The organism is Streptomyces sp. TAA040, from assembly GCF_000424845.1.
The window spans coordinates 32068-44093 of record NZ_AUKR01000005.1 but is presented as its reverse complement, the minus strand read 5'-3'; the positions used below and the strand labels follow the sequence as shown (position 1 = coordinate 44093).

11 protein-coding genes are annotated in these 12026 nt (G+C 73.0%); 8 read left to right on the top strand and 3 right to left on the bottom strand.

Features of this window, described 5'->3' with window-relative positions; all coding sequences use genetic code 11:
• Positions 1–80: 80 nt before the first annotated feature.
• From H300_RS0104135 to H300_RS0104125, 3 genes are all read left to right on the top strand, one after another.
• Positions 81–347: a protealysin inhibitor emfourin gene (locus H300_RS0104135; RefSeq protein WP_486583546.1), complete on the top strand. Its 267-nt coding sequence runs from the start codon at positions 81–83 to the stop codon at positions 345–347.
• 48 nt (positions 348–395) lie between these two features.
• Positions 396–1145, top strand: coding sequence for a DNA repair protein RecO (gene recO / locus H300_RS0104130; protein WP_028426424.1), 750 nt, complete (start codon positions 396–398; stop codon positions 1143–1145).
• 84 nt (positions 1146–1229) lie between these two features.
• Entirely contained in the window at positions 1230–2075 is an 846-nt protein-coding gene (locus H300_RS0104125; protein ID WP_028426423.1) for an isoprenyl transferase, read from the top strand.
• Positions 2076–2184: 109 nt separating this feature from the next.
• Here H300_RS0104125 and H300_RS0104120 read toward each other — a convergent pair whose 3' ends face one another.
• Positions 2185–3567 (bottom strand): glycine--tRNA ligase, encoded by a 1383-nt coding sequence (locus tag H300_RS0104120; RefSeq protein WP_028426422.1) that lies wholly within the window; start codon positions 3565–3567, stop codon positions 2185–2187.
• A 126-nt stretch (positions 3568–3693) separates the two neighbouring features.
• On the opposite strand from H300_RS0104120, the gene H300_RS0104115 reads away from it, so the two are divergent.
• The 5 genes from H300_RS0104115 to dusB all read left to right on the top strand — a co-directional run bounded on the left by H300_RS0104115 (position 3694) and on the right by dusB (position 8256).
• Entirely contained in the window at positions 3694–4749 is a 1056-nt protein-coding gene (locus H300_RS0104115) for a metal ABC transporter substrate-binding protein (protein WP_028426421.1), read from the top strand.
• A gap of 59 nt (positions 4750–4808) precedes the next feature.
• On the top strand, positions 4809–5573 hold the full coding sequence (locus tag H300_RS0104110) for an ATP-binding cassette domain-containing protein (RefSeq protein ID WP_028426420.1): 765 nt from the start codon (positions 4809–4811) through the stop codon (positions 5571–5573).
• Positions 5570–6496 carry a metal ABC transporter permease gene (locus tag H300_RS0104105; protein ID WP_028426419.1) on the top strand — a complete coding sequence of 309 codons (927 nt, stop codon included), beginning with the start codon at positions 5570–5572 and terminating at the stop codon, positions 6494–6496. Before H300_RS0104110 ends, H300_RS0104105 begins: the two co-directional genes overlap by 4 nt.
• Before the next feature lie 113 nt (positions 6497–6609).
• Complete coding sequence (locus H300_RS0104100; protein WP_037979081.1) at positions 6610–7029, top strand: Fur family transcriptional regulator; 420 nt, start codon at positions 6610–6612, stop codon at positions 7027–7029.
• Between the two features lie 84 nt (positions 7030–7113).
• Positions 7114–8256 (top strand): tRNA dihydrouridine synthase DusB, encoded by a 1143-nt coding sequence (gene dusB / locus H300_RS0104095; RefSeq protein ID WP_028426417.1) that lies wholly within the window; start codon positions 7114–7116, stop codon positions 8254–8256.
• On the opposite strand, the gene H300_RS24860 is transcribed toward dusB, so the two are convergent.
• Positions 8202–10391: a glycogen debranching N-terminal domain-containing protein gene (locus H300_RS24860; RefSeq protein WP_078515707.1), complete on the bottom strand. Its 2190-nt coding sequence runs from the start codon at positions 10389–10391 to the stop codon at positions 8202–8204. The two genes, dusB and H300_RS24860, sit on opposite strands and share 55 nt — an antisense overlap.
• Positions 10388–11719, bottom strand: a complete 1332-nt coding sequence (locus H300_RS0104085) for an MGH1-like glycoside hydrolase domain-containing protein (protein ID WP_037979159.1) — start codon at positions 11717–11719, stop codon at positions 10388–10390. Before H300_RS0104085 ends, H300_RS24860 begins: the two co-directional genes overlap by 4 nt.
• Positions 11720–12026: the final 307 nt, after the last annotated feature.

The window sequence follows — 12026 nt, the reverse complement described above, 5'->3', positions numbered from 1 at the left end:
GGTCGTCCCCGGTCCGGCCGGGGACGACCGCCGGGCGTACCGGGAGCCGGTGCGCGCACCCGAGACGGAGAGGTGCCCCGATGTCCCCACCCGTGTGCATCACCGTCCTCCGTACCGGCGGTTTCGGCGGTCTCACCCGCCGGGCGAGCCTGGAGACGGACGACGAGCGACTGGTCGAGGCTGCCCGTACGGCACTCGACGAGAGTCGTACAGTGCCGCCGATCGGCGTCCCGGACGGTTTCCAGTACGAGATCATGCTCGGCGAGCGGTCCGGCTACTGCGCGGACCCACGGCTCACCGACACCCAGCGCCATGTCATCAGCCAGGTGCTGAACGAAGGAGCCTGAGCGGCGGCCTGGTGCCGGACCGTGGCGCGCGTGGGCGAGAATGCCGTCATGAGTCTGTTCCGCGACGACGGCATTGTGCTGCGTACCCAGAAGCTGGGCGAGGCGGACCGTGTCATCTCGCTGCTGACCCGCGGACACGGCCGGGTGCGCGCGGTGGCCCGCGGCGTGCGCCGCACCAAGTCGAAGTTCGGAGCCCGGCTGGAGCCGTTCTCCCACGTCGACGTGCAGTACTTCGCCCGCGGCAGCGAGCTGGTCGGCCGAGGGCTGCCGCTGTGCACCCAGACGGAGACCATCGCCCCCTACGGCCGCGGCATCGTCTCGGACTACGCGCGCTACACCGCGGGCACCGCGATGCTGGAGACGGCGGAGCGGTTCACCGACCACGAGGGCGAGCCCAACGTCCAGCAGTACCTGCTGCTGGTGGGCGGGCTGCGGTCGCTCTCCGCAGGGGAGCACCCGCCCTCCCTCATCCTGGACGCCTATCTGCTGCGTTCGCTCGCCGTCGGCGGCTACGCCCCCAGCTTCGGGTCGTGCGCCCGGTGCGGGCTGTCCGGCCCCCACCGGTTCTTCTCCGTGGGGGCCGGGGGCGTCGTGTGCGGCGACTGCCGGGTGCCCGGCAGCGTCGTCCCGTCCCCCGAGGCGGTGCGGCTGCTCGGTGCGCTGCTCACCGGCGACTGGGCTGCCGCGGAGGCGGCCGAGGCCCGGCACGCCAGGGAGGGTAGCGGGCTGGTGTCCGCGTACCTGCACTGGCACCTGGAGCGGGGGCTGCGCTCCCTGAGATACGTCGACAAGGGCTGACCCGTTAGTCTCGGCGGAAGCCCGCCGTCGGCTCGGCGACCCGTGCGGGGCCCGCCCGTGCCGCAGCAACACCTGGAGATGAACATGGCAGGTCGCGGAGCGCTGTCCCGGCAGCGTCGCGAGTCCCCCGGCTACCGAACCCCCGAGCCTCATCCCTCGGGCGAGCGTCCGCCGGCGCTCCCCCCGCGGCTCGTACCCGAGCACGTGGCCATCGTGATGGACGGCAACGGGCGCTGGGCGAAGGAGCGCGGTCTCCCGCGCACCGAGGGCCACCGCAAGGGCGAGTCCGTCGTGCTGGACGTGCTGCGGGGCTGCCTGGAACTCGGCGTCCGGAACCTCTCGCTGTACGCCTTCTCCACAGAGAACTGGAAGCGCTCGCCGGAGGAGGTGCGCTTTCTGATGAACTTCAACCGGGACGTCATCCGCCGTCGGCGGGACGAGATGGACGAGCTGGGCATCCGGATCCGGTGGGTGGGCCGCATGCCCAAGCTGTGGAAGTCGGTGGTCCAGGAGCTCCAGATCGCGCAGGAGCAGACGAAGGACAACGACGCGATGACGCTGTACTTCTGCGTCAACTACGGCGGCCGGGCCGAGATCGCGGACGCGGCCGCCGCCGTGGCCGAGGACGTCCGGGCGGGCAGGCTGGACCCGTCGAAGGTCACCGAGCGGACGTTTGCCAAGTACCTCTACTATCCGGACATGCCGGACGTGGACCTCTTCGTGCGGCCCTCCGGCGAGCAGCGCACCTCCAACTACCTGATCTGGCAGACCGCCTACGCCGAGATGGTCTTCCAGGACGTGCTGTGGCCGGACTTCGACCGCCGCGACCTGTGGCGGGCCTGCCTGGAGTACGCCTCCCGCGACCGGCGGTTCGGCGCCGCCGTCCCCAACGAGGTTGCGGAGCAGGCCGCCCGGGCCCAACAGCGCTGACGCCCCGGGCCGCGGGCCGGAGTCCCCGCCCGGCCGTACACGGCGGTGCCCCCGCCCGGAGGCCGTCCGGGCGGGGGCACGCGAAACCCCGTGGGCTGCCGCCGTCGGCTCAGCAGCCGATCAGTCGACCGCCCAGGTAGGACTCGATCTGGTCGAGCGAGACCCGCTCCTGCTTCATGGTGTCGCGCTCCCGCACGGTCACCGCGTTGTCGTCGAGGGTGTCGAAGTCGACGGTGATGCAGAACGGGGTGCCGATCTCGTCCTGACGGCGGTAGCGGCGGCCGATGGCGCCCGCGTCGTCGAACTCGATGTTCCAGTGCTGGCGCAGCGTCTCCGCGAGGCCGCGGGCCTTGGGGGAGAGCTTCTCGTTCCGGGAGAGCGGCAGCACGGCGACCTTCACCGGGGCCAGTCGCGGGTCCAGCCGCATGACCGTCCGGGTCTCCATCTTGCCCTTGGCGTTGGGCGCCTCGTCCTCGACGTAGGCGTCCATCATGAAGGCGAGCATGGCCCGCCCGACGCCGGCCGCCGGCTCGATGACGTACGGGGTCCAGCGCTCGCCGGCCTCCTGGTCGAAGTAGGACAGGTCGTGGCCGGAGGCCTTGGAGTGCGAGGTGAGGTCGTAGTCGGTGCGGTTCGCCACGCCCTCCAGCTCACCCCACTCGCTGCCGCCGAAGCCGAACCGGTACTCGATGTCCGCGGTCCGCTTGGAGTAGTGGGAGAGCTTCTCCTTGGGGTGGTCGTACCAGCGGATGTTCGTCTCCTGCATACCGAGGTTGCGGTACCAGTTCCAGCGCTGCTCCATCCAGTACTCGTGCCAGGTCTCGTCCTCGCCGGGCTTGACGAAGAACTCCATCTCCATCTGTTCGAACTCGCGTGTGCGGAAGATGAAGTTGCCCGGGGTGATCTCGTTCCGGAACGACTTGCCCGTCTGGGCGATGCCGAACGGGGGCTTCTTGCGCGAGGTCTGCTGGACGGCGCTGAAGTTGGTGAAGATGCCCTGGGCGGTCTCGGGCCTGAGGTACGCCACCGAGCCGGAGTCCTGCGTGGGGCCGAGGTGGGTCGTGAGCAGGCCGGAGAACTGCTTGGGCTCGGTGAAGGAGCCCTTGTTGCCGCAGTGCGGGCAGTTGATGCCGACCATGCCGTTCTCGGGGGGACGGCCGTGCTTGGCCTCGTACGCCTCCTCCAGGTGGTCGGCGCGGAAGCGCTTGTGGCAGGAGGTGCACTCGGTGAGGGGATCGGTGAACGTGGCGACGTGCCCGGATGCCTGCCAGACCTCGGAAGCCAGGATCACCGAGGAGTCGATGCCGACCACGTCCTCACGGGAGGTGACCATCGAGCGCCACCACTGGCGCTTGATGTTCTCCTTCAGCTCCACCCCCAGCGGACCGTAGTCCCAGGCGGCCCGCTGGCCACCGTAGATCTCGCTGCACGGGTAGACGAAGCCACGGCGCTTGGCCAGGCTGACGATGGTGTCGATCTTGTCGGCGGCCACGGTGCTCTCTTCATTACGACGACGGAATACCTCAGATTACCGGCGAGTGAGGGCCCGGGATCAAATCGGTCCGGACGCAGCCCACTTCACCGGGTGAGTTGACAATCGTTTCCATTTGGGTTGAAAATGACTGTCATGAAAGCACGACGTCGCCCCCTCATAGCCGGCCCCGCCCTCGCCGGAGTCACCGCCCTCGGCATGCTTGCCCTGTCCGCCTGCGGCGGTGACGGCGAGAGCGCCGACGCCGACGGGAAGCTCGATGTGGTGGCGTCGTTCTACCCCATGGAATACCTCGCCCAGGAGATCGGCAAGGAGCACGTCTCCGTCCGCACGCTGACCGAGCCGGGGGTGGAGCCGCACGACCTCGAACTCAGCCCGCAGGAGACCGGCCGGCTGGGGCAGGCGGGCCTCGTCGTCTACCTGGAGGGCCTCCAGCCCGCGGTGGACACGGCGGTCGAGCAGTCCGGCGTGGAACACGTCGTGGAGGCCGCCGCGCTGGCCGGGAAGGCCGAGCACGCCGGTGAGGGGACGGAGACCCACGACCACGGTGAGGACGGCCACGCCGAGGACGAGCACGCCGAGGACGAGCACACCGAGGACGAGCACACCGAGGACGAGCACGCCGAGGACGAGCACGCCGAGGACGAGCACGACCACGGCGGCAAGGACCCGCACGTCTGGCTGGACCCGGTGCAGTACGCCGCGATCGCCGAGGGGGTCGGCGACGCGCTGGCGGAGGCCGACCCGGACCACGCCGACGACTACCGCAAGAACGCCGGCGCCCTGGTGGACGAGCTGGGGAAGCTGGACAAGGAGTTCGACGAGGGCCTGCGGAACACCACCACGAAGACCTTCATCACCACCCACGCCGCGTTCGGACACCTCGCGGAGCGCTACGGTGTGAAGCAGGAGGCCATCGCTGGGCTCGACCCGGAGTCCGAGCCCAGCGCGGCCCGGATGAAGGAACTGCACACCGTCGCGGCCGAGGACGACGTGAGCACGATCTTCTTCGAGACGATCGCCAGCGACCGCACCGCCAAGACGCTGGCCGGGGACCTCGACCTGAAGGTCGACGTGCTCGACCCGCTGGAGGGCATCACCGACGAGTCGCGGGGCGAGGACTACCTCCAGGTGATGCGCGCCAACCTGGCGGCGCTGGAGAAGGCGCTCGGCGCCGAGTGACCGCACTGCCCCGGCCCCGTTCCGCAGCGGACCGGGAACCCGACCCGTCAGGAGGCCCGATGAGCCAAGCGGAGCCCGTCATATCCCTGCGCCAGGTCACCGCCTCCCTGGGTGCGCGGCCGGTCCTGCGCGGGATGGACCTCGACATCGGGCCGGGTGAGGTGGTCGCGCTGCTCGGTGCGAACGGCTCGGGCAAGTCCACCGCTGTCCGTACCGCGGTCGGGCAGGTACCGCTCACCGGGGGCGAGCTGGACCTCTTCGGCACCCCGCTGGGCCGCTTCCACGCGTGGCGGCGGGTGGGCTATGTGCCGCAGCGCTCCACCGCGGCGGCAGGGGTGCCTGCCACCGTCCGGGAGGTCGTCTCCGCCGGGCGGCTGGCCCGCTCCCGGTGGCGCCCGCCGAGCCGGGCGGATCGGGACGCGGTACGGCACGCCCTGGAGCTGGTCGGCATGGCCGATCGCGCGCGGGACTCGGTCAACGCGCTCTCCGGCGGCCAGCACCAGCGGGTCCTGATCGCCAGGGCGCTCGCCGGGGAGCCGGAACTCCTGATCATGGACGAGCCGCTGGCCGGAGTGGATCTGGACAGCCAGCGGGTGCTGGCCGAAGCGCTGCGCGAGCAGACCGCCGGCGGCACGGCGGTCCTGCTGGTGCTGCACGAGCTGGGACCGCTGGCCCCGCTCATCGACCGCTCCGTGGTGCTGCGCGAGGGCCGGGTGGAACGCGTCGAGCACCCGGAGCGGCTGCACGACCTGGCCTGCCACCCGCACGACTCCGCTGCCGACGCCGCCGAGGCCCCGAAGATCGAGACCGGACTGCTGTCATGATCCAACTGCTCGAGTTCCCGTTCATGCAGCGCGCGCTGCTCGCCGCGCTGCTGGTCGGTGTCGCCGCCCCGGCCGTGGGCATCTACCTGGTGCAGCGCCGGCAGGCGATCATGGGCGACGGGATCGGGCACGTCGCGCTGACCGGGGTGGCGCTCGGCTTCATGTTGAGCACCAACCCGGTGTGGACTGCCGTCCTGGTCTCCGCGGCGGGCGCCGTGGCGATGGAGCTGGTCCGCTGGTACGGCAAGGCCCGCGGTGACATCGCCCTGGCGCTGCTCTTCTACGGCGGCATGGCCGGCGGCGTCATGATCATCAACCTGGCTCCCGGGGGCTCCACCGCGCAACTGACCTCGTTCCTCTTCGGCTCCATCACCACGGTCGCCTCCGCGGACGTGGTCGCCATCGTGGTGCTCTCGGTCCTCGTGCTGGCGGTCTGCCTCGGCCTCCGTCGGCAGTTGTTCGCGATCTGCCAGGACGAGGAGTTCGCCCGGGTCACCGGACTGCCGGTGCGGGCGCTGAACCTGCTGCTGGCGGTCACCGCCGCCGTCACCGTCACGGTGGCGATGCGGGTGGTGGGCCTGCTGCTGGTCAGCGCGCTGATGGTGATCCCGGTCGCGGCGGCCCAGCAGGTCACCCGCGGTTTCGCGGTCACCCTGGCGGTCTCGGTCACCGGCGGCGTGGCGGTGTCGCTTTCCGGCACCGTGCTCTCGTACTACGCCGACGTACCGCCGGGCGCGAGCATCGTGCTGCTGGCGATCGCCCTCTTCGCGGTGGTCTCCGTCCTGGCGGCGCCGCTGGCCCGGCGCAGGGCCGCCGCCGCGGCCGGGACCGGGGATTCGGAGCTGCCCGCGGGACCGAAGGCCGCAGCGGGCGCCGAACCCGTACGCGGAAGCGGCGGCGCGGCCGCCGCGGACACCGCGTAGCGTGGACCCGGCCCGGACCGGCACGGCTGCCTCGTCCCGATCGGTGCCCCGGCACTGGCACAATGGGCCGACCAAGGTGAGCCGAGCATCTCCGGGTGCTTTCGAAGGAGGCAATGGTGGCGGCGACCGCAGGTCCCCCTGTCCGTGGCCGGTCGACCCGGCAGCGCGCCGCGGTGGCGGCGGCACTCAGCGAGGTCGAGGAGTTCCGCAGTGCGCAGGAACTGCACGACATGCTCAAGCACCGCGGTGACTCGGTCGGCCTGACGACCGTCTACCGCACGCTCCAGTCGCTGGCGGACGCCGGTGAGGTGGACGTGCTCCGCACCGACGAGGGCGAGGCCGTCTACCGGCGGTGCAGCACCGACGACCACCACCACCACCTGGTCTGCCGGCACTGCGGCAAGGCCGTCGAGGTGGAGGGCCCGGCGGTGGAGAAGTGGGCTGACGCCATCGCCGCGGAGCACGGCTTCGTCGAGGTCGCCCACACCATCGAGATCTTCGGCACCTGCGGGCACTGTCGGGCGAAGGGCTGAGCACCGGGCCGCCGCCCGGCCCGCGGATGGGGGACAATGGACGGCGGTCTCCCGTCCGCTCCCGTCCCCGAGGTTGTCTCCGTCATGCCGCAGCAGCTCCGCATCGGCCCGCACTCCGTCCAGCCTCCCGTGGTGCTGGCGCCGATGGCGGGGATCACCAACGCCCCGTTCCGCACGCTCTGCCGGGAGTTCAGCGGCGGCAAGGGCCTGTTCGTCAGCGAGATGATCACCAGCCGGGCCCTGGTGGAGCGCAACGAGAAGACGATGAAGCTGGTGCACTTCGACGCCGGGGAGACCCCGCGTTCGCTCCAGCTCTACGGCGTCGACCCGGCCACCGTCGGCAAGGCGGTCCGGATGATCGCCGAGGAGGACCTGGCCGACCACATCGACCTGAACTTCGGCTGCCCGGTCCCGAAGGTCACCCGCCGGGGCGGCGGCTCCGCACTCCCCTTCAAGCGCCACCTGCTGCGCGGCATCCTGCGCGAGGCCGTCACCGGGGCCGGGGGGCTGCCGGTGACGATGAAGATGCGCAAGGGCATCGACGACGAGCACCTCACCTACCTCGACGCCGGGCGCATCGCCGTGGAGGAGGGCGTCAGCGCCGTCGCCCTGCACGGCAGGACGGCCGCTCAGCACTACGGTGGTGTCGCCGACTGGACGGCCGTGCGCCGGCTGAAGGAGGCGGTGCCGGAGATCCCGGTGCTCGGCAACGGGGACATCTGGTGCGCCGAGGACGCGGTGCGGATGATGCGGGAGACCGGGTGCGACGGCGTGGTGGTCGGTCGCGGCTGCCTGGGGCGGCCCTGGCTGTTCGGGGACCTGGTGCGGGCCTTCGAGGACGACGGGACCGCCGCTGGGGCCCCGGCCCGCCCGACGCTGGGCGAGGTCGCCGAGGTGATGGTGCGGCACGCACGGCTGCTCGGTGAGTGGCTGGACGACGAGGCGCGCGGGGTCGTCGACTTCCGCAAGCACGTGGCCTGGTACACCAAGGGCTTCTCGGTCGGTTCCGAGCTGCGCCGGAGTCTGGCCACCTCCTCCTCCCTCGCCCAGTTGCGCGAACTGCTGGACCGGCTGGACCCGGACCAGTCCTGGCCCGCCGGTGCGGACGGCCCCCGCGGCCGCACGTCCGGGCGAAACAGGGTCGCCCTGCCGGACGGCTGGCTGACGGACCCCTACGAGTGCGCCGCGATCGGCGCGGACGCCGAACTGGACACCTCGGGCGGTTGACCCGCGGGCTCCGCCGACGCCCCGGCCCCGGCCGCCGCGCCCTGCCCGATCGCGTCGCGAGCGCCCGACGCGCCCGCGGCGGTGCCTTGCTCCGGCTCCGGGGCGGCGGCGAGCGCCGTCAGCAGCGCGAGCGGTGCCGCGGCCGCCCAGGACTGCGGCGAGCAGGCGTGCGGATACGGCACCGGCTCCGGGTGCTCGTCCCGGCCGCAGCCGGCCATGACCTCGGGCAGCCGGCCGCCGTCCCGCTCCGACGCGGCGGCAAGTCCGTCGGCGACCCGGCGGGCCTGCGCGTGCATCCCGTAGCGGGCCAGACCCAACGCGGTGAGAGCGTTGTCGTGCGGCCACACACCGCCACGGTGGTAGGAGAGCGCGTGGTAGGCGGGCTGCCCGGCGGCCAGGGTCCGGATGCCCCACCCGGAGAAGAAGTCCGGCTCCAGCAGCCGGCGCCCGACGCGCTCGCCCTGCTCCCGGCTCAGGATGCCGGACCACAGCAGGTGTCCGGCATCCGAGGCCAGCGCGTCCACCCGGCGCCCGGCGCCGTCCAGCGCCAGGGCCGGGAAGTCCTGCTCCGCCATCCAGAAGTCCCGCTGGAAGCGGACGCGCAGCGCGTCCGCCGCCGCGGTCGCCCGCCGTGCGAGGGCCTTGTCGCCCCAGACCGACTCCGCCAGCCCCGCGGTGTGCCGCAGGGCGGCGTAGGCGTATCCCTGGGCCGCTGCGGCGGCGATGACCCCTTCGGCCCGCTCGCCGTCCGCGAAGCAGAGCGCGTCGGGGGAGTCCTTCCAGCTCTGGTGGGTGAGGCCGCCCTCGTGCGGCCGGTACCGGAGGTAGCCCGCCGTCCCCACGTCCGCCGTTCCCTCGCCCGGCGCCCCTGATCCCGGCGCCCCGGCGTCCGCCCCGGAATCGGGGTCGGCCAGGCCGCCGTACGCGAACATCCACCGGACGGCGGCCCTGGCGTGCCGCTCCAGTCTGCGGGCCGGCTCCGGGTCGCCGGTGCGGGCGACCGTCTCGCCGAGCAGCACCAGGAACAGCGGGGTGCTGTCCACCGCGCCGTAGTAGCTTCCGTAGGGCACCTGCCCGAAGTGCGCCAGCTCCCCGTGCCGCACCTCGTGGACGATCTTGCCGGCCTGGGCGTTCCGCTCCGGGTGGGTCGTGGTGGCCTGCGTGGCGGCCAGTGCGGGCAGTGTGGCGAGTGCCAGCTCCGGTCGGTACGGGAGGGCGAACAGCGAGGTGATCAGCGCGTGCCGTCCGAAGAGCGCCAGAAACCACGGCACCCCCGCGGCCGGTACCTGCACCCGCTCGCCGTCCGGGCCCGAGGCGGGCACGAGGAGCCCGGAAAGGTCTGCCAGTCCGCGCCGGGCGGCCCGCGCCAACTGCGGCCAGGAGTCGGCTCCCGGCAGTGCCGGGTCGTCCGCCGCGGCGGTGCCGCTCCCGTGGTCCGGCCGCGCCTCCCCGGCCGCCGTACCGCCCGTGCCGGCGTGCGGACCGGTGACGGCGCCGGTGGGTTCGGTGCCGTGCGGGTGGGCGGCGACCCGCAGGCTCAGCTCCGCCGAGCCGTGCGCGGGCAGCTCCAGGTCCCACACCAGCCGCCGGGCCCCGCTGCCGGTGTCCTCCACTGCATCCGGCGGCGGGTCGGCCGTCACCTCCGTACGGGAGTACCACTCGCCGCGCCGATAGCCGAACTCCACGCCGTCCGGCAGCGCCGTCCGGGTGCGGACGGCGTGTGGCTTGTCGTACCAGCGGTGGTCCGAGCGCAGCTCGAACTGGTCGGCGAAGTCGGCGTCCACGGTCAGCGCCAGACGGGCCGTCTCCGTCCCGGGCCGGTTGCTCGTCAGCCGGATGCGCTCGACGAGCGAGCCCGCCCCTACGGACTGCTCGCGGAAGACGGTGTGCCGGGGCGGCTCGGTGCGGTTGCCCTCCTCGGTCAGCACCGACACGGCCACCGGCCCCTCGGAGGCGGGCACCAGGACGGTGGGGATGCTGCCGTCGACGGTGAGCTGCCAGCGGCTCAGGTGCCGGGCGTCGCGGCGGAACAGGCCGTCCGGGGAGGGCCCGCGCGCGCCGGTGATGTCGCCGGAAGGGCTCACGGCGGCGAAGGTGCCGTGGTGGAACAGCAGCCGGTTCTCCGTGCGTGTCATGGCGTCGGGCCTTCCTCGGGGTCGGCGAGCAGATCCAGGGCGAGCGCGGCCGTCCAGCTGAAGTCGCCGGTGCCGCGGGCCTGTCCGGTGCGGGGATCGACGTACTCGGCGAACCCGGAGGAGTCCGCCGTGCGCACCAGCGCGGCGCGCAGGGACCGCGCCGGTGCGGAGAGGCCGTGCTGCCGCAGCCCCCGTTCGAGCAGCCAGTTGACGTTGAACCAGGCGGGTCCGCGCCAGTAGCGGTACGGGTCGAAGGCAGGGCCGAGCAGGTCGTAGCTCGGGACGAGCCGGCCGGCGGCCAGTCCGTAGTGCGGGCCGTGTGCGGTGCGGACCAGCGCGGCGGCCACCGGGGCGGGCAGTTGCGGCACGATCAGCGGCAGCAGCCCGGCTGCGCTCCGCTCCTGCAGGACGGCCCCGGCGCGCACGTCGCGGCAGTGGAACTGGCCGGTGGCCGGCTCCCACAGGCGGTGTACCAGGGCGCCGGCCAGCCGGGCGGCCCGCGCGAGGTGCGGGGCCGGGTCGGCCCCCAGGGTCCGCGCGATGGCGGCGAGGGCGTTCTCCGAGGCGGCGAGGAGCGCGTTCACCCCCGGGTCCTCGACGCTGAAGGAGTGGGCGACGCCGCGGTCGCGGTAACCGCCGTCGCGGTAGTCGCCGGCCAGCCGCACGTACCGGCCGTAGTCCAGATCGGTCGGCCGGTCGCTGACCGCGCCGTGCGTCAGGTCGGCCCGGCGGTAGCTGCCGGCGGGAGCCGGCCGCACCCGGGAGAGCGGGCGGTCCCAGCACGGGCTGTTGTCCATCCCCGCCTCCCAGGGGTGCAGCACCGAGACGAGTCCGCCGCCGCCGAGGTCGCGCCGGGCGGCGAGGTAGCGGTGCCATCCGGTCAGTCGCGGGTACATCCGGGCCAGGAACGACCGCCGCCGCGAGGCCTCGGGGTCGGCCCGGTGCACCAGGAACACGGCCAGCGCGTGCACCGGCGGCTGGACGATGCCGGAGGTCTCGGTGCCGCCGGGTGCGCCCGCCGCCCGGCCCGCGCTCGCGGAGCGCCAGAAACCGGGGCCCGGGAAGTAGGCGTCCGCGGGGACCGCGGGGTTGAACACGATGTGCGGGACGCGGCCGTCGCCCCACTGGGAGGCGAACAGGGTCTCCAGCTCCTGCTGGGCCCGGACGGGCGAGACGTGCCGCAGTCCGATCGCGACGAAGGCGGAGTCCCAGGACCACTGGTGCGGGTAGAGACCGTGCGAGGGCACGGTCGAGGAGCCCGTCCAGTTGCCGGCCAGTACCCGGCGGGCGCGATGGGCCAGCCGGTGGACGTTCTCGCCGCCGGTCATCTGCCGGGCCGGTGGGGCCGCCGGCCGGTGCGTCCGGGCGGCCGGGTCGGATTCGGCCGGTCTCACCGCGCGTGCCACTGGACCTCCTGGGTGGGTCTCGCTGATCCGACCGGTGGCCGCTCCGGCGCACCGGCCCGCCGAGCCGCGGCGCCGTGAGCGGGGCGTGCGTGATCACGGGCAGGACATCCACCGGTTACGTCGCGTTAACAGGCAAAACTAGCGCGGTACTGTCTTATGGACAAGCGGAAGTGCGGAAGTGTGCGCCCGCCGGAGCCCGGAGTGTCCGGGGCCGTCCGGTGCGGCAGGT